This is a genomic window from Pseudarthrobacter sp. As-47, assembly GCF_058215595.1.
In genome coordinates, this window is the sequence record NZ_CM177088.1 from 1,652,930 (window position 1) to 1,676,783 (window position 23,854).

16 protein-coding genes and 3 rRNA genes are annotated in these 23,854 nt (G+C 64.6%); 16 read left to right on the plus strand and 3 right to left on the minus strand.

Annotation, left to right across the window (positions count from 1 at the left end):
* Window positions 1-45: 45 nt before the first annotated feature.
* The 4 genes from AC4BCK_RS07625 to AC4BCK_RS07640 all read left to right on the plus strand — a co-directional run bounded on the left by AC4BCK_RS07625 (window position 46) and on the right by AC4BCK_RS07640 (window position 4,160).
* Window positions 46-1,251, plus strand: a complete 1,206-nt coding sequence (locus AC4BCK_RS07625) for an argininosuccinate synthase (RefSeq protein WP_174180325.1) — start codon at window positions 46-48, stop codon at window positions 1,249-1,251.
* Window positions 1,251-2,666 (plus strand): argininosuccinate lyase, encoded by a 1,416-nt coding sequence (gene argH / locus AC4BCK_RS07630; protein WP_251424718.1) that lies wholly within the window; start codon window positions 1,251-1,253, stop codon window positions 2,664-2,666. Before AC4BCK_RS07625 ends, argH begins: the two co-directional genes overlap by 1 nt.
* A 180-nt stretch (window positions 2,667-2,846) precedes the next feature.
* The gene (locus AC4BCK_RS07635) at window positions 2,847-3,383 is read left to right on the plus strand and encodes a pyridoxine/pyridoxamine 5'-phosphate oxidase (RefSeq protein ID WP_490566802.1); all 537 of its coding nucleotides are present in this window, start codon (window positions 2,847-2,849) and stop codon (window positions 3,381-3,383) included.
* A 9-nt stretch (window positions 3,384-3,392) separates the two neighbouring features.
* Window positions 3,393-4,160, plus strand: a complete 768-nt coding sequence (locus tag AC4BCK_RS07640) for a maleylpyruvate isomerase family mycothiol-dependent enzyme (RefSeq protein ID WP_490566803.1) — start codon at window positions 3,393-3,395, stop codon at window positions 4,158-4,160.
* A gap of 9 nt (window positions 4,161-4,169) precedes the next feature.
* On the opposite strand, the gene AC4BCK_RS07645 is transcribed toward AC4BCK_RS07640, so the two are convergent.
* Together AC4BCK_RS07645 and AC4BCK_RS07650 are read right to left on the minus strand one after the other, a co-directional pair.
* Window positions 4,170-4,664: a methylated-DNA--[protein]-cysteine S-methyltransferase gene (locus AC4BCK_RS07645; protein ID WP_251424712.1), complete on the minus strand. Its 495-nt coding sequence runs from the start codon at window positions 4,662-4,664 to the stop codon at window positions 4,170-4,172.
* Window positions 4,661-6,175: an AlkA N-terminal domain-containing protein gene (locus AC4BCK_RS07650; RefSeq protein ID WP_490566804.1), complete on the minus strand. Its 1,515-nt coding sequence runs from the start codon at window positions 6,173-6,175 to the stop codon at window positions 4,661-4,663. Before AC4BCK_RS07650 ends, AC4BCK_RS07645 begins: the two co-directional genes overlap by 4 nt.
* A gap of 114 nt (window positions 6,176-6,289) precedes the next feature.
* Between AC4BCK_RS07650 and AC4BCK_RS07655 the strand changes: the two genes are divergently transcribed.
* From AC4BCK_RS07655 to rrf, 6 genes are all read left to right on the plus strand, one after another.
* Entirely contained in the window at window positions 6,290-6,967 is a 678-nt protein-coding gene (locus AC4BCK_RS07655; RefSeq protein WP_490566805.1) for a DNA-3-methyladenine glycosylase, read from the plus strand.
* A gap of 51 nt (window positions 6,968-7,018) precedes the next feature.
* Window positions 7,019-9,247: a HelD family protein gene (locus AC4BCK_RS07660; RefSeq protein WP_174180313.1), complete on the plus strand. Its 2,229-nt coding sequence runs from the start codon at window positions 7,019-7,021 to the stop codon at window positions 9,245-9,247.
* Between the two features lie 33 nt (window positions 9,248-9,280).
* Window positions 9,281-10,594 (plus strand): tyrosine--tRNA ligase, encoded by a 1,314-nt coding sequence (tyrS, locus tag AC4BCK_RS07665; protein WP_363958095.1) that lies wholly within the window; start codon window positions 9,281-9,283, stop codon window positions 10,592-10,594.
* A gap of 516 nt (window positions 10,595-11,110) precedes the next feature.
* Window positions 11,111-12,633 (plus strand): 16S ribosomal RNA (locus AC4BCK_RS07670).
* Between the two features lie 532 nt (window positions 12,634-13,165).
* Window positions 13,166-16,292 (plus strand): 23S ribosomal RNA (locus tag AC4BCK_RS07675).
* 214 nt (window positions 16,293-16,506) lie between these two features.
* Window positions 16,507-16,623 (plus strand): 5S ribosomal RNA (gene rrf / locus AC4BCK_RS07680).
* The 16S, 23S and 5S rRNA genes sit together here, the layout of an rRNA operon.
* A 466-nt stretch (window positions 16,624-17,089) precedes the next feature.
* Here the strand turns inward: rrf and AC4BCK_RS07685 are convergent.
* The gene (locus AC4BCK_RS07685) at window positions 17,090-17,998 is read right to left on the minus strand and encodes a hypothetical protein (RefSeq protein ID WP_490566806.1); all 909 of its coding nucleotides are present in this window, start codon (window positions 17,996-17,998) and stop codon (window positions 17,090-17,092) included.
* A gap of 6 nt (window positions 17,999-18,004) precedes the next feature.
* Between AC4BCK_RS07685 and AC4BCK_RS07690 the strand changes: the two genes are divergently transcribed.
* From AC4BCK_RS07690 to recN, 6 genes are read left to right on the plus strand one after another with little or no spacing between them, the layout of a single operon-like run.
* Window positions 18,005-18,901, plus strand: coding sequence for a hypothetical protein (locus tag AC4BCK_RS07690; RefSeq protein WP_377087264.1), 897 nt, complete (start codon window positions 18,005-18,007; stop codon window positions 18,899-18,901).
* 3 nt (window positions 18,902-18,904) lie between these two features.
* A complete protein-coding gene (locus tag AC4BCK_RS07695) occupies window positions 18,905-19,894 on the plus strand; it encodes an HAD-IIA family hydrolase (protein ID WP_188732282.1) in 990 nt (329 codons plus the stop codon).
* Between the two features lie 9 nt (window positions 19,895-19,903).
* The gene (locus tag AC4BCK_RS07700) at window positions 19,904-20,155 is read left to right on the plus strand and encodes a hypothetical protein (protein WP_174176897.1); all 252 of its coding nucleotides are present in this window, start codon (window positions 19,904-19,906) and stop codon (window positions 20,153-20,155) included.
* A complete protein-coding gene (locus tag AC4BCK_RS07705; protein ID WP_174176899.1) occupies window positions 20,155-20,970 on the plus strand; it encodes a TlyA family RNA methyltransferase in 816 nt (271 codons plus the stop codon). Before AC4BCK_RS07700 ends, AC4BCK_RS07705 begins: the two co-directional genes overlap by 1 nt.
* 13 nt (window positions 20,971-20,983) lie before the next feature.
* Window positions 20,984-22,009: an NAD kinase gene (locus AC4BCK_RS07710; protein ID WP_188732280.1), complete on the plus strand. Its 1,026-nt coding sequence runs from the start codon at window positions 20,984-20,986 to the stop codon at window positions 22,007-22,009.
* A gap of 4 nt (window positions 22,010-22,013) precedes the next feature.
* Window positions 22,014-23,753 carry a DNA repair protein RecN gene (gene recN, locus AC4BCK_RS07715; protein ID WP_188732279.1) on the plus strand — a complete coding sequence of 580 codons (1,740 nt, stop codon included), beginning with the start codon at window positions 22,014-22,016 and terminating at the stop codon, window positions 23,751-23,753.
* Window positions 23,754-23,854 lie beyond the last annotated feature (101 nt).

A 23,854-nucleotide genomic window follows, 5' to 3' on the forward strand; every position in this document is an offset into this window, starting at 1 on the left:
CTTGAAGACAACATCAACAAACCCCAATCACAAGGAGCATTCGAAGTGACTGAACGCATTGTGCTCGCCTACTCGGGCGGCCTGGACACCTCAGTAGCCATCGGCTGGATCGGTGAAGCCACCGGCGCCGAGGTCATCGCCGTGGCGGTTGACGTCGGGCAGGGCGGCGAGTCCCTGGAAACCATCCGCCAGCGTGCCCTCGGCTGCGGCGCCGTCGAAGCCTACGTGGCCGACGCCTCTGACGAGTTCGCCAACGAATACTGCATGCCCACGCTGAAGGCCAACGGCCTCTACCAGGGCCACTACCCGCTGGTGTCCGCCATCTCCCGCCCGGTCATCGTCAAGCACCTGGTCAAGGCTGCCCGCGAATTCGGCGCCACCACCGTGGCCCACGGCTGCACCGGCAAGGGCAACGACCAGGTCCGCTTCGAAGTGGGCATCCAGACCCTCGGCCCGGACCTGAAGTGCATCGCCCCGGTCCGCGACCTGGCGCTCACCCGCGACAAGGCCATTGCCTTTGCCGAGGAGAAGGGCCTGCCGATCGAGACCACCAAGAAGAACCCGTACTCCATTGACCAGAATGTCTGGGGCCGCGCCGTGGAAACCGGCTACCTCGAGGACATCTGGAACGCCCCCACCAAGGACATCTACGACTACACCGCCACCCCGGAGTTCCCCCCGGCACCGGACGAGGTCGTCATTTCCTTCGAAGCCGGCATCCCGGTGGCGATCGACGGCGTCAAGGTCACCCCCCTGCAGGCCATCAAGGAACTCAACCGCCGTGCCGGCGCCCAGGGCGTGGGCCGCATCGACGTCGTCGAGGACCGCCTGGTGGGCATCAAGTCCCGCGAGATCTACGAGGCCCCCGGCGCCATGGCCCTCATCACGGCCCACAAGCACCTTGAGGACATCACCGTGGAGCGCGAGCAGGCCCGCTTCAAGGCCACGGTTGGCCAGCGCTGGTCCGAGCTGGTGTACGACGGCCAGTGGTTCTCCCCGCTGAAGCGCTCCCTGGACGCGTTCATCGAGGACACCCAGAAGTACGTCTCGGGCGATATCCGCATGACCCTGCATGGTGGCCAGGCCATCGTCAACGGCCGCCGGTCCGACACCTCGCTCTACGACTTCAACCTCGCCACCTACGACACCGGTGACACCTTCGACCAGTCCATGGCGCGCGGCTTCATCGAGCTGTGGGGCATGTCCGCCAAGGTTGCGTCCGGCCGCGACATCCGCGTCGCAGGACAGTAATGGCCTCGGCAACAAACGAAGGTGCACTGTGGGGCGGCCGGTTTGCCGGCGGCCCCGCGGATGCACTGGCGGCGCTGAGCAAGTCCACCCACTTTGACTGGCGGCTCGCCCGCTACGACATTGCCGGATCCAAGGCGCACGCCCGCGTGCTGCACAAGGCCGGCCTGCTGGATGACGCCGAACTGGAAGGCATGCTGGCCGCCCTCACGCAACTGGATGAGGACGTGGCCTCCGGCGCCTATGTGCCGGCGGAGTCCGACGAGGACGTGCACGGCTCGCTGGAACGGGGCCTGATCGAGCGCGCCGGAACCCAGCTGGGCGGCAAGCTCCGCGCCGGCCGGTCCCGCAACGACCAGGTGGCCACGCTGGGCCGCATGTTCCTGCGGGACCACGCCCGGATCATCGCCCGCGGCGTGCTGGCCACGGTGGATGCGCTGGTGGAGCAGGCCAAGGCGCACCACGGTGTTGCCATGCCCGGCCGCACCCACCTGCAGCACGCCCAGCCGGTGCTGCTCAGCCACCACCTGCTGGCCCACGCCTGGGCGCTGCTGCGCGACGTGCAGCGGCTCCAGGACTGGGACAAGCGCGCCGGCGTCTCGCCCTACGGTTCGGGCGCCCTGGCCGGCTCCTCGCTGGGGCTGGACCCGGAGGCGGTGGCCGCGGACCTGGGCTTCTTCTCCGCCTCGCACAACTCGATCGACGGCACGGCCTCGCGCGACGTCTTCGCCGAGTTCGCCTGGGTGTGTTCCATGATCGGCGTGGACCTCTCGCGGGTGTCGGAGGAAGTCATCCTCTGGGCCACCAAGGAGTTCTCCTTCGTCACGCTGCACGACTCCTACTCCACGGGTTCGTCCATCATGCCGCAGAAGAAGAACCCGGATGTGGCGGAACTGGCCCGTGGCAAGGCAGGCCGGCTCATCGGCAACCTGACCGGGCTGCTGGCCACGCTCAAGGGCCTTCCCTTGGCGTACAACCGCGACCTGCAGGAGGACAAGGAGCCGGTGTTCGACGCTGCAGACACCCTGGAGCTCCTGCTTCCGGCGGTCTCCGGCATGATCGCCACCCTGAAGTTCAACACGGAACGGATGGAGTCGCTGGCACCGCAGGGCTTCGCGCTGGCCACTGACATTGCTGAGTGGCTCGTCCGCCAGGGTGTTCCGTTCCGGGAAGCGCACGAGCTGTCCGGCGCGGCCGTGAAGCAGGCCGAATCCCGCGGCGTGGAGCTGTGGGACCTGACGGACGGGGAATACGCGGCCATCTCGGAGCACCTGACGCCGGAGGTCCGCACGGTCCTGTCCACGGAGGGCTCGCTGAACAGCCGCAACTCCCAGGGCGGAACTGCGCCCGCCGCCGTCGAACGCCAGCTGGTTGCGCTGGAAGCCGAACTCGCCGGCGTCCGGGAGTACGCGCACTAACCGTCAGACGCTCTCTCACTTAATGTCGGTTTTTGGCCGACGCTCTCTCACTTAATGTCGGTTTTTGGCCGACGCTCTCTCACTTTCTTCAAGAAAGTGAGAGAGCGTTACCGATTTTCACGCATCAAGTGAGAGAGCGTTGGGCGTTGGGCGCCGGACGCTGCCCGCTAGCATGGTGCCATGAGCGAACCGTTCCACAGGCAACTCCGCGCGCTTCCCGATTTCCCGGACACGCTGCCGGGCTTTGACCCGGAGAGCGCCCCCACGGATCCTGCCGAGCTGTTCAGGCACTGGCTGGGGGAGGCGCTGGCAGCGGGGGAGCGGCAGCCGCATGCGTGCAGCCTGGCCACGGCGGGCGGAGACGGCAAACCGTCGTCCAGGATGCTGATCCTGAAGAACATCGACGACGACGGCTGGCACTTCGCCACGTCCCGCACCTCACGCAAGGGCAGGGAACTGAACGCCAACCCGCATGCCGCCATGACCTTCTACTGGCCGTCCCAGGGCCGGCAGGTCCGCGTGGCCGGGGCCGTCGTCGAACTGTCCGCCGAGGCATCCGCGCGGGACTGGGCGGAGCGGCCCCGTGGCGATGGCAGCACCAACCCGCACTGGCAGCTCTACGCCCTCCGGCCCGCCGAGATCGAGTTCTGGCAGGCCAGCCACGACGGCAACCATGTCCGGCACCGTGTGGCCCCCGACGGATCGCCCCTGGGTTAGGCTGTCGCCATGACAGCTCCCGCACCCGACGAACTGCTTCCGGCGCTCCACAAGGCCGCAGCCGACGTGGCAGCCGACGCTGCAAAGTTCAGCGACTCCGAGGTGCAGGCGCCCTCCGCCCTGCCCGGCTGGACGAGGGGGCACGTGCTGGCCCACCTCACAGGCATCTCCAACGCCATGGCCCGGCAGCTTGAGTACGCTGCGCGCGGAGAGGCCGTGGAGCTTTACGACGGCGGCATGGAAGGCCGGAACAAAGCAATCGACATGGCAGCGGGCCACGACGCCGCCACCCACCGCGCGGACCTCACCGCCGCGCTGGACCGGGCACTCAGGGCCTTCGACGCACTGCCCGGCGTCAAGGATTCAGCCGCGAACCGGACCGGCTGGTACGCGCCCATCACGTATCGCGGGGGCGTGGTCCTGGACGGCGGACTGGCGCTGTGGCGGGAACTGGTCATCCACGGGTCGGACCTGCTGGCGGGGAGGGGCCCGGAAACCTGGAGCCGGCCGTTCTGCGAGCACCTTTTCGATTTCCTGGCGGCCAGGGTCCAGCCAGACGACAGGCTCGTGCTGCAGCCACTGGGGCTCCAGCCGCTGGCCCTCGGCAGCGGCGCCCGGTCCACCGTCATCAGCGGCATGATCACCGACATCGCAGCCTGGCTTGCCGGCCGCGAGCCGACGCTTGGCAGCCTCAGGGCGTCCGCCGCGGCCGACGGCGTGGATTTGCCCGGGCTGCTGCCGTGGCCGTCCGGAACCCCCGCCGCCACACAGGACTGACCCGAAGGGCTAACCGGCTTCGCGCGCCAGCAGGCTCCGCTTGACGGGAAGCCCCCAGCGGAAACCGCCCAGCGTGCCGTCCGTGCGGATCACCCGGTGGCAGGGCACGAACAGCGCGGCAGCGTTGAAGGCGCAGGCGCTGGCGGCTGCCCGCACGGCCCTGGGGTTGCCGGCGAGCTCCGCGTACCGGGCGTACGTGACGGGCTGACCCGGCTGCACCAGCCGCAGGACGTCCCAGGCGTGGACCCGGAAAGGTCCCGACACCTGCCGCACGGGAACGTTCATCGCCGGCACCGGGTCACCGGCATAGAAGGCTTCGACGGCGGACGAGATGTCCCCCAGCCCGGTGACCGGTTCGAGCACGCCGGGCCGGAGGGACGGATGGATCTGCCCGGTCAGCTCACCAGGGTTGTCTGTCCATCCGCTGGAGAGCACGACGCCGTCCTGGGCCAGGATGGTGAACGGACCGTCCGGGGTGGTCATCTGAAGCAGCTGGGCCTTCATCGATTCGCTTCCTCTGCTGGTCTGGTGCCGTGGTCTGAGTGTGCTGCTGTGCGCCTGCGGGTACCGGACGCAGGCCGGGCTGCTGCCCGCCACAGGTGCATGGTGGCGTATGAGCGCCAGGGGCTGGCTTCCCTGAAGTCCGGAGTGGAGGCCGCGGTTCCCTCCCCGAGGACACGGATCCCGTTCCGTACGGCTGCGTCGTTGGCGAGGAAAATATCCGGGGCGCCGAGGATGCGCATGGCAAGGTATCCCGTGGTCCATGGTCCCACGCCGGGCAGCGGCAGCAGTTTGGCGGCCAGGCTTTCCGGGCTGTCGCCATAGCCAAAGTCGAGTCCGCCGTCCGCCATGGCGGCAGCTGCCGCAAGGAGGGCGGCGGTCCGCCGTTGCGGTCCACGCAGGACCGCGGAGCCGCCGCCGGCGATTTCGGCCGGGGTGGGAAACATCCGGTCCAGGCCCTCGCCGGGGCTTTGGCTTGCACGTCCGACGGCGGCCAGCCGGGTGAGGGCGGTCCGTGCAGCTGCAACGGTGATTTGCTGCCCGGCCATGGCCCGGACCAGCATTTCCGCCGGATCCAGGGCACCGGGCATCCTGATCCCCGGAGTGCCCGCCACCGCGGCAGCGAGCCTGGATTCCCCTGCCAGCGCACTGTCGATCGCCACTGGATCCGCATCGAGGTCAAAGAGGCGCCGTACCCTGCTCAACAGGGCCGGCAGGTCCCTAAGGTCCACCGCGCCGATGGTGAGGGTCAGCGGCCGGCCCGGAGCGCCGGCGTCGTAATCCACCCGGAACCTCGCATCACCCTGGGGCAGCCGCAGTGTTCGGGCGTAGGACGCGGGCGTTCCGGCTTCGATCCCGGGGATGGCGCGGACAGCCAGGAAGGTGAAGACGCCGGGGTCGAAAGGTTCCCGGTAGGGGAGGTTGAGGGTGAGGGCGGTGGATCCGGCGGGGGCCTTGGGATGCCTTGCGCTGCGGAGCGCGGTGGGAGTCATGCCAAAAACTTCCGCCATGGTTTCGTTGAACTGGCGGACGCTGCTGAACCCGGCCGCAAAGGCGACGTCGGCGAGCTTCATGGAGGTGGAGACCAGCAGGGTACGGGCAGTCTGCGCGCGGCCGGCCCGTGCAAGCGAGAGGGGGCCCGCCCCGAGCTCCTGGCTGAGGATGCGGTTGAGCTGGCGGGAGGAATAGCCCAGGCGGGCGGCAAGGCCATCGACGCCATCCCTGGTGACCACGCCGTCACTGATCAGCCGCATGGCGCGCCCGGCAATATCCTGGCGAAGGTTCCAGGCGGGTGTACCGGGAACCGCCTCGGGAAGGCAGCGCTTGCAGGCCCGGTAGCCGGCGTCGTGCGCTGCTGCGGAGGTCTCATAAAAGGTGACGTTGGAGGCCTTCGGGGTCCTGGCCGGGCAGGACGGGCGGCAGTAGATGCCCGTGGTCCGGACGGCAGTGTAGAACTGCCCGTCGAACCGGGTGTCCCGGGCGTCGATCGCCCGGTACCGCTGCCAGAAGTCCATTCCTCCATCCTGTCAGCCCTCCCGCGCCCCGGCTAGCGGAAATCGGACACGGCCGTGGCTCCTCCAGCCTGTCAATGGCGGGGTGGCGGCGCCGGCGTTGGATAGAGTCTGGCCATGAGCAGAAATCCGCTGACGGCCGGCCAGCCGCTGCGGGAGTTCCTCTCCGGAGACGCCCGCCAGCTGGCGCCCCTGCTGCTGGGCGCCGTCCTGACCCATGACTCCAGGGACGGTGCTGTGTCGGTGCGGCTCACCGAGGTGGAGGCCTACCTGGGGCCCGAGGATTCCCTGCACCCGGATCCCGGATCACACACCTACCGCGGTCCCACCCCCCGCAATGCGCCCATGTTCGGCCCGGCCGGCCACCTGTACGTCTACTTCACCTACGGGATGCACCACTGCACGAACATCGTGTGCGGGCCGGAAGGAACGGCTTCGGCCCTCCTACTGAGGGCAGGGGAAATCGTGGACGGGGTGGAACTTGCCCGGCACCGGCGGACCACCTCCAAAAGCCCCGCCGACCTGGCAAGGGGGCCCGCCCGGCTGGCCAAGGCGTTGGGCCTGACGACGGCGGACAGCGGCCGTGATGCGCTCGCTCCGCCGTTCGGGCTGGTCCTTCCGCCCGGGCCGGCAGGGCCGGTGAGCTCCGGGCCAAGGGTTGGAGTCTCCGGCGCAGGTGGAACGGACCGCTACTCATGGCGCTTTTGGATCACCGGCGACCCCACGGTCTCCCAGTACAAGGCGGCGAAGCCCAGGGGGGCCAAACCGGATCCTGCAACGTTTCACGGGCGTTAACGGAAATGGTTGTAGAATGGTAGGTCTGTCTTTTGCGATAGGGGAACGTTAATGCTTGACGCCGATTTGGCCCACGAACGCGACTATGTAGCCGGCCTGTACGCACGGCTGGAAGAGCTGCGCGAGGAAAAGCGCCGCCAGCTGGCGCAGGTCCGCCGGGCCGGGGCTGTGGGCACCATGCAGAACGTCTCCGAGCGGGACGCGTTCGCTGCCCTCTACGAGGACCGGCTGGCCCAGCTGGACGCGGTGGACGACCGGCTAGTCTTCGGCCGGCTGGACCTGGACTCCGGCGAAGCCCAGTACATTGGACGCATCGGCCTCACCACCGAGGACCTGCAGCGGCTCATGGTGGACTGGCGCGCGCCCGAGGCCGGCCACTTCTACCAGGCCACGGCCTTCGACCGGCAGGGCGTCCGCCGGCGCCGGCACCTGATCCTGCAGGGCCGTGAGGTCAAGGCCATCGAGGATGACGTCCTTGACGCCGGGATGCTGGCGGACAACGAATCGCTGCAGGGCGAAGGAGCCCTGCTCGCCGCCCTGAACTCCAAGCGCACCGGCCGGATGTCCGACATCGTCAGCACCATCCAGTCCGAACAGGACCGCATCATCCGGTCATCCATCTCCGGAGCGCTGGTGGTGCAGGGCGGACCCGGCACCGGCAAGACTGCCGTGGCCCTCCACCGGGCTGCCTACCTGCTCTATACCCACCGTGACCGCCTCAAGACCGCAGGCGTGCTGCTGGTGGGCCCGTCGTCGTCGTTCATGAAGTACATCGAAAGGGTGCTGCCCTCCCTGGGCGAGACCGGCGTGGTGATGGCCAGTGTGGGCCGCCTGATGCCCGGCATCCACGCCGTGCCGGAACCGGACGCCGACGTCGCCGCCATCAAAGGCCGCCTGGACATGGCCACCGTTGTGGCCAACGCCGTGGCCAACCGCCAACGGATTCCCGCTGAAAACCGGATCCTGGAGGTGGACGGCCGCAAGCTGGTGCTGACGCCGCGACAGGTGCGCCGTGCCCGCGAGCGTGCCCGCTCCACCGGCAAGCCGCACAACGAGGCGCGCGTGACGTTCGTCAAGATCCTGCTGCGCGAACTCACTGAACAGATGACCGAACTGGTGGAAGCCGGGAACATCGGTAATAACGCTGACCGTTCCTACCTGGCGGAGGACGTCCGTTCCGCACGCGATGTACGGATTGCCCTCAACCTCTGCTGGATGCCCATGACGCCGGAGAAGCTGATCTCGGAGCTCTTCAGCAAGCCGGCCATACTGGAATTCTGTACCCCCGCCATGTCCCCGGCCGAACGGGCGCTGCTGCAGCGCCCGGCCGACGCCCCCTGGACTGAGTCCGATGTGCCGCTGCTGGACGAGGCCGCCGAACTGCTCGGCGAACTGGACCCGGCCGCCGGACGCGGGCTCGCCCAGCAGGAGCACGACCGTGCCCGCGACCTTGCGAACGCCAAGCAGACCCTCGTGAACATGCAGGCGGCAGGGGTGGATCCCTTGATGTCCGCCGAGGAACTGGCCGAGCAGAACCAGGAACAGGAAACGCGGCAAACCGCCGCAGAGCGCGCCACCAGCGACCGCACATGGGCCTTCGGCCACATCGTGGTGGATGAGGCGCAGGAGCTTTCACCCATGCAGTGGCGCCTGCTGGTCCGCCGCTGCCCCCTGAAGTCCTTCACCATCGTGGGGGACATCGCGCAGACCAGCTCGGTGGCCGGGGCCAACTCCTGGCAGGGCGCACTCGCACCCATGTTCGGGGACCGCTGGCAGCTGGAGGAGCTGACGGTGAACTACCGCACGCCGTCCCAGATCGCCGAAGCCGCCGTCCGGATGGCCAACGCGGCCGGGCTGGTGGTGTCTGCGCCCAAGGCCGTTCGTGAAGGACGCTGGTCGCCTGTCATCGACGAGGTGGATCCCGGCCAGGTGGTCAGCCGCCTGGTTGAGGTCCTGCCGGAGGAACTGGACGCGCTCGACGGCGGCCTGCTCGCCGTCATTGCCGACGGACACTTCCTGCCGGAAGCCACCGCCGCCCTGCGCGCCGCCCACGGACGCCGGGTGGGCACGGGTGCCGGCAGCTACGAGCAGGACATCGTGGTGATCAGCCCCCGCGAAGCCAAGGGGCTGGAGTTCGACGGCGTCGTGGTGCTTGAGCCGTCCATGATGCTCAACCATGAGCACGGCAAAGTGGGGGACCTGTACGTCGCGATGACCCGGGCCACCCAGCGGCTCCGCCTGATTGCTTCGGAACCGGTGCCGGCAGGGATCAAGCGCTGATCAGGCGCGCCGCATACTGCTAACTTAGAAGGCGTGCCAGAACTCATCAGCCTCGAATCGCAGCAGAACGACCCCACTTTTGCCAACATTTGGCAGGAACTGAAGTGGCGTGGCCTGGTCCACGTCTCCACCGACGAGGCGGAGCTTGAAAAACTCCTCGCCGACGGACCGGTGACGTACTATTGCGGGTTCGATCCCACCGCGCCGAGCCTGCACCTGGGTAACCTGGTCCAGCTGCTCGTCATGCGGCGGCTGCAGCTGGCGGGCCACAAGCCCCTCGGACTGGTGGGTGGGTCAACCGGTATGATCGGGGACCCCCGTCCCACGGCCGAGCGCACGCTGAACACCAAGGACATCGTGGCCGAGTGGGTGGGCTACCTCCAGGCGCAGGTCCGCCGTTTCCTCAGCTTCGAGGGCGACAACGCAGCGCAGATGGTCAACAACCTTGACTGGACGGCGCCGCTGAGCGCCATCGATTTCCTGCGCGACGTTGGGAAGCACTTCCGTGTGGGCACCATGCTGCGCAAGGACGCCGTGGCTTCACGGCTGAGCTCGGATGAGGGCATCAGCTACACCGAGTTCAGCTACCAGATCCTGCAGGGGATGGATTACCTCCAGCTCTACCGTGATTACGGTTGCGTGCTGCAGACCGGCGGCTCGGACCAGTGGGGCAACCTCACCAGCGGCACGGAACTGATCCGCAAGGTGGAGGGCAAGAGCGTCCACGCCCTTGGGACCCCATTGATCACCAATGCGGACGGGACGAAGTTCGGCAAGAGCGAGGGCAACGCCATCTGGCTGGATGCCGGCATGTGCAGCCCATACGCCTTTTACCAGTTCTGGGTCAACACGGCGGATGCCGACGTTGTGGACCGGCTGAAGGTCTTCACCTTCCTTACCAAGGCGGAGATCGAGGAGCTTTCCGTTGCTGTGGCTGAACGGCCGTTCGCCCGAGAAGGCCAGCGGAAGCTGGCCTACGAAGTGACGTCCCTCGTTCACGGCGTGGACGCCACGGAGAAGGTCATTGCGGCATCCGCCGCACTTTTCGGGAACGGCGACTTGACCGCCCTGGACAAGCCCACGCTCCAGGCGGCGACGTCCGAGCTCCCCTTCGCCACTGTGCAGGTGGACGAGATGGGCATTGTGGACCTGCTTGTTGCCTCCGGGCTGTCCGACAGCAAGTCGGCGGCCAGGCGCACCGTTGGCGAAGGCGGGGCCTACGTCAACAACGAGAAGGTGTCGGACCCCGAGGCAGTCATTCCGGAGTCCGAACTGCTGCATGGGCAGTACCTGCTCCTGCGCCGCGGAAAGAAGAACCTGGCAACCGTGGAGGTCCTGGTTCCCTAGACTCTTCCGCCGCTTCATAGAGTCCCCTGCACGCTCCTCCGCAGCCGATTTGCACGGCCGCGGGGGAGCGTGTAATGTTTTCTGAGTCGCCGCCGCTGAAGCGGAAAAATAGCGACAAACCCCCACCAAAAAAGTGAAGCAACTTCACCATGTGCGGAAGCGCAGAACGAAGAAATGCTTCACTTTATGATGGGCGGATTCATTCCACCGAGTGAATTCCGGGAAAACAACCGGATTTGCAAAGTGAAAATGAATGAAATAAGATTGAAACATCGCAGCGAAGAAATACGAAACAAAGAATTCATGAAAATGAATTGTTTCGGGAATATTCGAATGTGTCTGTTGTTTGAGAACTCAATAGTGTGCCAAGTTTGTTGATACCAATTGTTTTAGTGATTGGTTGAATTGACTGGATCGTCCGCCCCTGTGGGTGGTCTGGTTTTTACAGCTGGTTTCAAATTTTGTGCAGCCTTTTTGTCCCGTTTTCCCGGGGCTGGGGGTTGTGTCTGTTTTACTTCAACGGAGAGTTTGATCCTGGCTCAGGATGAACGCTGGCGGCGTGCTTAACACATGCAAGTCGAACGATGATGGGAGCTTGCTCCTGGATTAGTGGCGAACGGGTGAGTAACACGTGAGTAACCTGCCCTTAACTCTGGGATAAGCCTGGGAAACTGGGTCTAATACCGGATATGACTCCTCATCGCATGGTGGGGGGTGGAAAGCTTTTTGTGGTTTTGGATGGACTCGCGGCCTATCAGCTTGTTGGTGAGGTAATGGCTTACCAAGGCGACGACGGGTAGCCGGCCTGAGAGGGTGACCGGCCACACTGGGACTGAGACACGGCCCAGACTCCTACGGGAGGCAGCAGTGGGGAATATTGCACAATGGGCGCAAGCCTGATGCAGCGACGCCGCGTGAGGGATGACGGCCTTCGGGTTGTAAACCTCTTTCAGTAGGGAAGAAGCGAAAGTGACGGTACCTGCAGAAGAAGCGCCGGCTAACTACGTGCCAGCAGCCGCGGTAATACGTAGGGCGCAAGCGTTATCCGGAATTATTGGGCGTAAAGAGCTCGTAGGCGGTTTGTCGCGTCTGCCGTGAAAGTCCGGGGCTCAACTCCGGATCTGCGGTGGGTACGGGCAGACTAGAGTGATGTAGGGGAGACTGGAATTCCTGGTGTAGCGGTGAAATGCGCAGATATCAGGAGGAACACCGATGGCGAAGGCAGGTCTCTGGGCATTAACTGACGCTGAGGAGCGAAAGCATGGGGAGCGAACAGGATTAGATACCCTGGTAGTCCATGCCGTAAACGTTGGGCACTAGGTGTGGGGGACATTCCACGTTTTCCGCGCCGTAGCTAACGCATTAAGTGCCCCGCCTGGGGAGTACGGCCGCAAGGCTAAAACTCAAAGGAATTGACGGGGGCCCGCACAAGCGGCGGAGCATGCGGATTAATTCGATGCAACGCGAAGAACCTTACCAAGGCTTGACATGAACCGGTAATACCTGGAGACAGGTGCCCCGCTTGCGGTCGGTTTACAGGTGGTGCATGGTTGTCGTCAGCTCGTGTCGTGAGATGTTGGGTTAAGTCCCGCAACGAGCGCAACCCTCGTTCTATGTTGCCAGCACGTGATGGTGGGGACTCATAGGAGACTGCCGGGGTCAACTCGGAGGAAGGTGGGGACGACGTCAAATCATCATGCCCCTTATGTCTTGGGCTTCACGCATGCTACAATGGCCGGTACAAAGGGTTGCGATACTGTGAGGTGGAGCTAATCCCAAAAAGCCGGTCTCAGTTCGGATTGGGGTCTGCAACTCGACCCCATGAAGTCGGAGTCGCTAGTAATCGCAGATCAGCAACGCTGCGGTGAATACGTTCCCGGGCCTTGTACACACCGCCCGTCAAGTCACGAAAGTTGGTAACACCCGAAGCCGGTGGCCTAACCCCTTGTGGGAGGGAGCTGTCGAAGGTGGGACTGGCGATTGGGACTAAGTCGTAACAAGGTAGCCGTACCGGAAGGTGCGGCTGGATCACCTCCTTTCTAAGGAGCACCTACAGATTGTTCGTGCCGTGTATGCGGTGCGGGGGTTTGTCAGGAGTACAGCCCGTTGCGCAGACGATTGTTCTGCGGCGGGTGCTCAAGGGTGGAATATCAGCGAATAGCGGCTGCCGGTCTTTTCCGGTGCTTAGTACGGTTCCTTCCTTTGTGGGGGTTCCTGGAAGGGTGCTGGTGTGGGATGGGTGGTTTAGTGTTTGGCACACTGTTGGGTCCTGAGGCAACAGGGCCGTGATGTCTTGCCCCTTCTTTTGTGTGGGGGTGGGGGTTGCGGGTTTGTGTGTTTCTGGTTTCCTGGCTGCAGCGATCATGCATGTTTGTGTGTGTGGGGTGTGTGGTACGGGGTTGTTGTTTGAGAACTACATAGTGGACGCGAGCATCTTTTATAAGAAGCAATTTCCAAGAATATGAACCTGGATCTGGCTGCGCGTGATGGTGTCATCCTTTTGGGGGTGGTGTTGTTGGGTGTGGTTGGTTTCTGTGGTTCTCTCGAAAATTAGCGTTTTTGATCTTTTGTGGTCAAGTTTTTAAGAGCACACGGTGGATGCCTTGGCATTAGGAGCCGAAGAAGGACGTAGGAATCTGCGATAAGCCTGGGGGAGTCGATAACCGGACTGTGATCCCAGGGTGTCCGAATGGGGAAACCCCGCCAGGGGCGCGAGTTGCCTGGTGACCCGCATCTGAACACATAGGGTGCGTGGAGGGAACGCGGGGAAGTGAAACATCTCAGTACCCGCAGGAAGAGAAAACAATAGTGATTCCGTTAGTAGTGGCGAGCGAACGCGGATCAGGCTAAACCGTTCCATGTGTGATAGCCGGCGGGCGTTGCATGGTCGGGGTTGTGGGACTTTCCGTACTGTCTCTGCCGGGGCAGTGGGGTGTGATGTGCAGGCATAGGTGAACGGTCTTGAAAGGCCGGCCAGAGAGGGTGTTAGCCCCGTAACCGTAATGTTGTGTACCGCCCGGATGAGTATCCCAAGTAGTACGGGGCCCGAGAAATCCCGTGCGAATCTGTCAGGACCACCTGATAAGCCTAAATACTCCCTAATGACCGATAGCGGACCAGTACCGTGAGGGAAAGGTGAAAAGTACCCCGGGAGGGGAGTGAAACAGTACCTGAAACCGTGTGCTTACAATCCGTCGGAGCCAGTCTGATTCTGGTGACGGCGTGCCTTTTGAAGAATGAGCCTGCGAGTTAGTGTTACGTCGCGAGGTTAACCCGTGTGGGGCAGCCGTAGCGAAAGCGAGTCTGAATAGGGCGTTGCAGTGGCGTGATCTAGACCCGAAGCGAAGTGATCTACCCATGGCCAGGTTGAAGCGACGGTAAGACGTCGTGGAGGACCGAACCCACTTCAGTTGAAAATGGAGGGGATGAGCTGTGGGTAGGGGTGAAAGGCCAATCAAACTTCGTGATAGCTGGTTCTCCCCGAAATGCATTTAGGTGCAGCGTTGCGTGTTTCTTGCTGGAGGTAGAGCTACTGGATGGCTAATGGGCCCTACAAGGTTACTGACGTCAGCCAAACTCCGAATGCCGGTAAGTGAGAGCGCAGCAGTGAGACTGTGGGGGATAAGCTTCATAGTCGAGAGGGAAACAGCCCAGACCACCAACTAAGGCCCCTAAGCGTGTGCTAAGTGGGAAAGGATGTGGAGTTGCGAAGACAACCAGGAGGTTGGCTTAGAAGCAGCCATCCTTAAAAGAGTGCGTAATAGCTCACTGGTCAAGTGATTCCGCGCCGACAATGTAGCGGGGCTCAAGTACACCGCCGAAGTTGTGGCATTCAGATATTAGCTAAGCCCTTGTGGTTCAGGCGTCTGGATGGGTAGGGGAGCGTCGTGTGGGCGGTGAAGTCGCGGTGTAAACCAGCGGTGGAGCCTACACGAGTGAGAATGCAGGCATGAGTAGCGAAAGACGGGTGAGAAACCCGTCCGCCGAATGATCAAGGGTTCCAGGGTCAAGCTAATCTGCCCTGGGTAAGTCGGGACCTAAGGCGAGGCCGACAGGCGTAGTCGATGGACAACGGGTTGATATTCCCGTACCGGCGAAAAACCGCCCATGCTGAACAGGGGATACTAACTGCCCGAGACCTGCCCGATCGCCCTTGTGGTGTGAGGGTTTTGGTGGAGCGCAGGACCTGATCCTGGGAGGCAAGCGTATTAACAGGTGTGACGCAGGAAGGTAGCCAAGCCGGGCGATGGTTGTCCCGGTCTAAGGATGTAGGGCGAACGGTAGGCAAATCCGCTGTTCATGATGCCTGAGATCTGATGGGACCCCCGTTTGGGGGGATTTGGTGATCCTATGCTGCCGAGAAAAGCATCGACGCGAGGTTTTAGCCGCCCGTACCCCAAACCGACACAGGTGATCAGGTAGAGAATACTAAGGCGATCGAGAGAATTATGGTTAAGGAACTCGGCAAAATGCCCCCGTAACTTCGGGAGAAGGGGGGCCCCAACCTTGATACACCCTTGCGGTGTGGAGGGGATCGGGGCCGCAGAGACCAGGGGGAAGCGACTGTTTACTAAAAACACAGGTCCGTGCGAAGTCGCAAGACGATGTATACGGACTGACTCCTGCCCGGTGCTGGAAGGTTAAGAGGACCGGTTAGCCGCAAGGCGAAGCTGAGAATTTAAGCCCCAGTAAACGGCGGTGGTAACTATAACCATCCTAAGGTAGCGAAATTCCTTGTCGGGTAAGTTCCGACCTGCACGAATGGAGTAACGACTTCCCCGCTGTCTCAACCATAAACTCGGCGAAATTGCAGTACGAGTAAAGATGCTCGTTACGCGCAGCAGGACGGAAAGACCCCGAGACCTTTACTATAGTTTGGTATTGGTGTTCGGAGTGGCTTGTGTAGGATAGGTGGGAGACGTTGAAGCCCGGACGCCAGTTCGGGTGGAGTCATCGTTGAAATACCACTCTGGTCACTTTGGACATCTAACTTCGGCCCGTAATCCGGGTCAGGGACAGTGCCTGATGGGTAGTTTAACTGGGGCGGTTGCCTCCTAAAAAGTAACGGAGGCGCCCAAAGGTTCCCTCAGCCTGGTTGGCAATCAGGTGTCGAGTGTAAGTGCACAAGGGAGCTTGACTGTGAGAGAGACATCTCGAGCAGGGACGAAAGTCGGGACTAGTGATCCGGCGGTACATTGTGGAATGGCCGTCGCTCAACGGATAAAAGGTACCTCGGGGATAACAGGCTGATCTTGCCCAAGAGTCCATATCGACGGCATGGTTTGGCACCTCGATGTCGGCTCGTCGCATCCTGGGGCTGGAGTAGGTCCCAAGGGTTGGGCTGTTCGCCCATTAAAGCGGTACGCGAGCTGGGTTTAGAACGTCGTGAGACAGTTCGGTCCCTATCCGCTGCGCGCGCAGGAAATTTGAGAAGGGCTGTCCTTAGTACGAGAGGACCGGGACGGACGAACCTCTGGTGTGTCAGTTGTACTGCCAAGTGCACCGCTGATTAGCTACGTTCGGATGGGATAACCGCTGAAAGCATCTAAGCGGGAAGCTCGCTTCAAGATGAGATTTCCATACACCTTGTGTGTGAGAGGCCCCCAGCCAGACCACTGGGTTGATAGGCCGGATGTGGAAGCGAGGACTAACGACTCGTGAAGCTGACCGGTACTAATAGGCCGATAACTTACACCACACACCCTTTTCGTGAACGGATTCAAAAGACGTTCACACCAGGAGAGGGTAAAAAGAAAAAACAAGACTGCTTGCGTCCACTATGTGGTTCCCAACCAACAAACCCGCCACGGGCACGTTGCGACAGGAACACAACTGAATAACAACACCACAATGTTGTAACCACACAGACTTCCCACCCCCGGCATCAGACCCGGGCGGACGGGTACAAGGGTTACGGCGGTCATAGCGTGGGGGAAACGCCCGGTCCCATTCCGAACCCGGAAGCTAAGACCCACAGCGCCGATGGTACTGCACCCGGGAGGGTGTGGGAGAGTAGGTCACCGCCGGACACACATTAAAAGGGTCGAGGCCCCAACCACCACGGTTGGGGCCTCCCACATTTAAACCCCCACCACACAAACTGGCCCGGCACCGCTCACAGCCACCACCAGGGCGCCCCCCATCCAGGCCCCCGGCACACCCCACATCAAGTGAGAGAGCATCCCGGGAAACCCCACATCGAGTGAGAGAGCGTCCCGGGAAACCCCACATCAGGTGAGAGAGCGTGTGAATATTCCCACGAAGCGGCCTGCTGGGCTTCACCCGTGCTGCTCTGCGGGGCGGCTCCTCTAGAATTGATGAAGATGTACGGACTTCGAAGCGCTTGATTTCGGGTTGCGTAGGAAACGAAACACGGATACGAGCGGCTGCAGTTGCGCCAGTGGTCGGCTCATAACAGGAGGAATCCACATGGCTGAGCACAACGGCGGCAACCGCGGCGGAAATGACCGCGGCGGATTCCGCGGCAACAACAATTCAGGCGGAGACCCCAGGGGTTTCCGCTCCCGCGGCAACCGCGACGGCGGCGAGTCCTCCGGACGTCCCTCCGGTGGCGGCGAGCGAAAGCCGTTTGGCGATCGAGACCGCAAGCCCTTCGGTGATCGTCCGCGTCGCGATGGCGAGGGTGACCGTCGCGGTTTCGGCGGCGGGGAGCGGAAGCCGTTCGGTGACCGTGACCGCAAGCCGTACGGCGATCGTGACCAGAAGCCCTTCGGTGACCGTCCGCGTCGCGATGGCGAAGGTGACCGTCGCGGTTTCAGTGGTGGTGAGCGCAAGCCGTTCGGTGACCGTGACCGCAAGCCGTTCGGTGACCGTGACCGCAAGCCGTATGGCGATCGTGACCAGAAGCCCTTCGGTGACCGTCCGCGTCGTGACGGCGAAGGGGATCGTCGTGGTTTCAGTGGTGGTGAGCGCAAGCCATTTGGCGACCGTGATCGCAAGCCCTTCAGCGGTGGTGGTGAGCGGAAGCCCTTTGGCGACCGTGACCGCAAGCCGTATGGCGATCGTGACCAGAAGCCCTTCGGTGACCGTCCGCGTCGTGACGGTGAAGGTGACCGTCGCGGTTTCGGCGGGGGAGAGAACAGGAAACCGTTCGGTGACCGCAGCGACCGTACCGGCCGCGGCGACCGCCAGGACCGCGCACCGCGCAGTTTCGATCGTGGCCCCAGCCGGGGAGATGCAGGTCCCCGTACCTTTGGCCGGGACCGCCAGGAAGATCGTCCCGTCCGCGAACCCAACGTCCGCGACCTCCGCAGCGCGAACCGTCCGGACCGGGAGAGGTCCCCGCAGATCGACGAGGACGTTACGGGCAAGGAACTCGACCGCGCCACCCAGCACCAGATCAAAACGCTTGAAGCAAAGAGCGCGGAATGGGTCGCCCGCCACCTTGTGATGGCCGGCCGGCTTATCGATGAAGAACCGGAACTCGCCTTCCAGCACGCCCTCGCTGCAAGCCGCCGCGGCGGCAGGCTGGCGGCCGTCCGTGAAGCCGTGGGCCTGACCGCTTACGCAGCTGGCCATTACGGCGAAGCCCTCCGCGAATTCCGCACCTACCGGCGTATCAGCGGTTCCAACGTCCACCTTCCGGTCATGGCTGACTGCGAGCGTGGACTGGGGCGCCCTGACCGCGCCCTTGACGTAGCCAGGTCCGACGAAGCCCAGGACCTGGACGCTCCCGGTAAAGCAGAACTCGCCATTGTGGCAGCAGGTGCCAGGACCGACCTGGGGCAGCTGGATGCGGCGGTAGCCGAACTGGAAATCCCGCAGCTGGACATCAACCGGGCGTTCTCCTACAGCCCCCGGCTGTTCCGTGCGTACGCTGACGCCCTCGCCGGCGTGGGCCGCGACGATGAAGCCGAGAAGTGGCGGAAGCAGGCCGTGGTTGCCGAAAACGCGCTGGGCCAGGGCGTAGACGAAGAGCCCGACATCATTGACCTCGGCTGGGATGAGGAGGAAGAGGCAAAGGAGGAAGCAGAGCGCCGCCGCCTTCTCGACCGCGCATCACAGGCATCCGAGGCTGCCCCCAAAACCGCATCCAGCGCCGGCGCCGCAACCGCCCCCGCTGCAGACCTGCACGCCGCCGAACTGCACGCCGCCGAGCCGCAGGACGCCAGCATCGACGACCAGGAAGCTGACTACTTCGTTTCCGACGACGCCGAGTCGGACGAGGATTCGGTGGAACGGGACGAGCTGGAGTCCGCTGAAGCCCCGGAAAGCGGCGCTGCCGACGAACACGACGATTCGTCCGCTGCGGGGTACCAGGACCAGCAGGACCGCCGGGAAGACTGACGAATGGCCGACGTTCCCCTGATTTCCCTGTTCGATGCCCTCCTGGCAGACCTGGACGGCGTGGTTTACGCCGGTCCGCACGCCATTCCGGGTGCCATTGAGTCGCTGAAGCAGCTCTCCGGCATCGGCGTAGGCCTGGGATACGTGACCAACAACGCGTCGCGCTCCCCGGGCCAGGTTGCTGCCCACCTCCGCGAGCTCGGGGCGCCCGCCGAAGACAACCAGGTGGTGAGCTCCTCACAGGCCGCCGCGGACCTGCTCGCGTCCCTGCTGGCTCCCGGCTCCCGGGTGCTCATCACGGGAAGCCCTGCCCTCGCCGCCGAAATCGAACTCGTCGGGCTTGCCCCCGTGTACAGCCAGGACGAGGGGCCGGTGGCGGTTGTCCAGGGCTTCAACCCCGAGATCGGATGGAAAGACCTTGCCGAAGCCACGTACGTGGTGAACGCCGGAGCCTTGTGGGTGGCCACCAACACGGACATGTCCATACCGCAGGCCCGCGGCATCGCGCCCGGAAACGGCACACTGGTCTCGGCGGTGGCAGCCGCAACAGGGCAGACACCCCGCGTGGCCGGCAAACCCGAAGCGCCGCTCTTCCACTCCGCAGCCAAGCGGCTCGGGGCAGAACGCCCGCTGGTGGTGGGGGACCGGCTGGACACCGACATCCTGGGCGGAAACAACGCCGGCTTCGCCACCGTGGCGGTACTGACCGGCGTCGACACCCGCCAGACCATCCTGGCCGCCCGCGCCGCCGAACGCCCGGACTACATCATCAGCAACCTGGCGGACCTGCACCGGCCGTACCCTGACGTGACGCACCACGACGGCACGTACGCCTGCGGCACAGCCACAGCGCGGGTGGCGAACGGTGCGGTGGGCATCATTGGCAGCCAGGACAACCTGGACTCCTGGCGCGCCGCGTGCGCAGCGTGGTGGGCGGCGACGCCAGACGCCTCCACCCCGCAGGCTCCCGAGCTGGTGTGGCTGGATCACTAGACTGGTGGAATGACTGAGCTGACCGAACCGGAATCCGCAGCAGCCCAGCCAACCCCGGACTGGCCCGGCATCAGCGATGCGGGAGTGACGGACCCCGTGGTGGCACAGGCGCTGGCCCGGCTGGAGGCACTGCCGCAGGTCCCGGTGTCCGACCACGAAAACGTCTACAACGAACTCCACGACGAACTGCTGGCCGCGCTGAACAGCGTTCCCGGCAACAGCGCGCCCACGAGCGCGGATCCGACGGACGGTGCCGCCTGATGCCGGTACGCCTCGACCAGGCTTTGGTGGCCCGGGGGCTTGCAAGGTCCCGGACGCACGCAGCCGCCTTGATTGCCGAAGGCAAAGTCACGTCAGCAGGACAGGTCCTGGCCAAGGCGTCCCTCCAGGTGGACGAGGACAGGCCCCTGGACGTCGAACATGACGAGCGGGACACCTACGTGAGCCGGGCCGGACATAAACTTGCCGGCGCGCTTGACGCTTTTCCCGGCATCACACCGGACGGCAAAAGGTGCCTCGACGCCGGTGCCTCCACCGGCGGCTTCACCGACGTCCTGCTGCGGCGCGGTGCGGCGCACGTGGTGGCGGTCGACGTCGGGCACGGCCAGCTGGTGCAGCGGCTGCGGGAAGATCCCCGCGTGGACGTCCACGAGGGACTGAACGTCAGGTACATGTCGCCCGCGGACATCGGGGGCGCCGCGGAACTCACCGTGGCAGACCTGTCCTTCATCTCCCTCACCCTGGTGGTCCAGCCGCTGGCACTGTGCACCGAACCCGGCGGGGACCTGGTGCTGATGGTGAAGCCGCAGTTCGAGATCGGCAAGGACCGGCTGGGACGGACAGGGGTTGTCACCTCCGAGCGGGAACGCCGCCTGGCGGTGGAGAAAGTGGCCAGGGCAGCGCTCGACGCCGGGCTGGACCTCTGCGGCCTGGCGGTCAGTCCGCTGCCGGGCCAGGACGGAAACGTTGAATACTTCCTGTGGATAAAACGCAGGATCAGCCAAGACTTGCCTAAGATCGAAGAGCGGGAGGCAGCGGCTGCTGCCTTGCTCGGACGAATCTGGCCGAACCACTAGAGAGCGGAACCTGATGAGCAGGCGTGTACTGGTCCTCGCCCATACCGGCCGCGAGGACTCGCTGAAGGCCGCCTGGGAGGCGTGCGCCCTCCTGCACGCCTCGGGCATCGTGCCGGTCATGCAGGAATCCGAACTTGCAGACATGGAACGGTTCTTCGGACACCTGGCCCAGCCCGTGGAGGTCCTCCACGACCATGTCCAGCTGCCGGATGTTGAACTGGTGATGGTCCTTGGCGGCGACGGCACCATCCTGCGCGCAGCTGAACTGGTCCGGGAGGTGGACGTGCCGCTGCTGGGCGTCAACCTTGGCCATGTGGGCTTCCTTGCCGAAAGCGAGCGGGCGGACCTTGCCCAGACCGTCGAGTGGATCGCCAGCCGCGAGTACACGGTGGAAGAGCGGATGACCATTGACGTCCAGGTGTGGGTCCGCGGCCAGAAGATCTGGCACACGTGGGCGCTGAACGAAGCGGCCATCGAGAAGGCCAACCGCGAACGCATGCTTGAGGTCGTGACCGAAGTGGACGAACGTCCCCTCACCTCCTTTGGCTGCGACGGCATCGTCCTGGCCACCCCCACCGGCTCCACCGCCTATGGTTTTTCGGCCGGCGGGCCCGTGGTGTGGCCCGAAGTGGAGGCACTGGTCATCGTCCCCATCAGCGCCCACGCACTCTTCGCCAAACCGCTGGTGGTCTCGCCGCGTTCCCGGCTGGCTGTGGAGGTCCTGGGCCGGACGGATGCCCAGGGCGTCCTGTGGTGTGATGGCAGGCGGTCCGTGGACCTGCCGCCCGGTGCCAGGGTGGAAGTCACCAAATCAGCAACCCCCGTGAGGCTCGCCCGCACCCACCAGACGCCGTTTTCGGCCCGCCTGGTCCGCAAGTTCGAGCTTCCGATCCACGGCTGGCGGGGACCTGTGCCCAAGGCGGACGCCATCCACACCGGCCCCATACCCGTCGTCCGGACACCGCGGCCCATGCCGCCGCTCCAGGTGCCGCCGGCCGGCCAGCCCGACATTGACTCCGATCCGTCCACCGCAAAGTGAAGCCATGCTTGAAGAACTGAGAATCCGCGATCTTGGCGTCATCACTGACGCAACGCTGCCGCTGGGGCCGGGCCTGAGCGTGGTGACCGGCGAGACCGGCGCCGGCAAGACCATGGTGGTCACCGCCGTCGGCCTGCTCCTGGGCGCGCGTTCCGATGCCGGAGCCGTCAGGAGCGGCGCAAAGAGCGCCACGGCCGAGGCCGTGCTGAAGCTCGACGCTGGCCACCCCGCGATTGCCAGGGCATTGGAGGCGGGGGCGGATACGGAAGAGGTCGATGGCGGCGCGGAGCTGATCCTTGCCCGTCGCCTTGGTTCCGACGGCCGCAGCCGTGCCTTCCTGGGCGGCAGGGCCGCGCCGGTGGGTGTCCTGGCCGAAATCGGCGAGACCCTGGTGGTGGTCCACGGCCAGTCGGACCAGATCCGGCTCAAGGGAGCGGCCGCCCAGCGGGGCGCCCTGGACAAGTTCGCCGGTGAAGCACTGGCCGCTCCGCTGGCCGCCTACCAGGACCTCTACAACCACTGGAAGTCCAGCCAGGCCGAGCTGGACGGCCTCCGCAGCGCTGCGCGTGACAGGCTGCGTGAGGCCGAATCCCTGCAAAGCGCCCTCGCCGAAATCGATGAGGTTGATCCGCAGCCGGGGGAGGACGAAGTCCTCAAAGCCGAAGCGGTGAAACTTGCCAACGTCGAGGAGCTTCGCATCGCCGCGAGCACGGCCCACCAGGCGCTCATCGCCGAGGACTTCGGTGAAGAGGGGGACGCCACCACCCTCGTTGACGCTGCCAAGCGGACGCTGGAACACGTGGCCGAGCACGACGCCGAGCTGGGGTCCGCCGCCTCGCGGCTGGCCGAGGTGGGCTTCCTGCTGAACGACATCGCCACCGAGCTGGCCAGCTACCAGGCCGGGCTGGACACGGAAGGACCCGAACGGCTCGCGGAGATCGAGGACCGCCGTGCCGTGCTGGCCAAACTGGTCCGCAAATACGCTCCCACCATCGACGAGGTGTTGGTCTGGGCGGAGAACGCCCGCGTGCGCTTCGATGAACTGCAGGACGATTCCACCCGGATCGAAAAGCTGGACGCCGAAGTGGTCCAGGCGGAGGCAGACCTGAAGAAGCAGGCCGCGGCCATCAGCAGGATCAGGGCCAAGGCAGCGAAGGACCTCTCGGCCCGGGTCAGCGCGGAGCTTAAGGCGCTGGCCATGGCTGATGCCACGCTGGTCATCAACCTCGAGCCCGGTGGCCAGCTGGGGCCGCACGGCGCGGACGAGATCAGCTTCCTGCTGCAGCCGCACTCCGGGGCCCCCGCCCGGCCCCTCGGCAAGGGCGCCTCCGGCGGTGAACTGTCCCGCGTCATGCTCGCCATCGAAGTGGTGCTGGCAGCCGTGGACCCTGTCCCGACGTTCGTCTTCGACGAGGTGGACGCCGGCGTGGGCGGCCGCGCCGCCGTCGAAATCGGCCGCAGGCTCGCCATGCTGGCCCGCCACGTCCAGGTGCTGGTAGTCACCCACCTGCCGCAGGTGGCCGCTTTCGCGGACCAGCACATCACCGTCACCAAGACTTCCGTCCGGGGAGCCGACGGCGGAACCGCCACCGGGTTCACATCCAGTGATGTCCGCCTCCTCGACGGCCCTGAAAGGGTCCGCGAACTGGCCCGCATGCTGGCCGGCCAGGAGGATTCGGAGTCGGCGCAGGCGCACGCCCAGGAACTGCTGGACGACGCAAAACTCCTGCCCCAGGGGGCCTGAGGGCGGGTTCGGCCGGGGCTCCGCGGGCGGGCCGCCCCTTGATCGGCGGCCGGCACAGGGGCAAACTTGGACGTTTGGGGAACAGTGCCGGCGATCCGTGG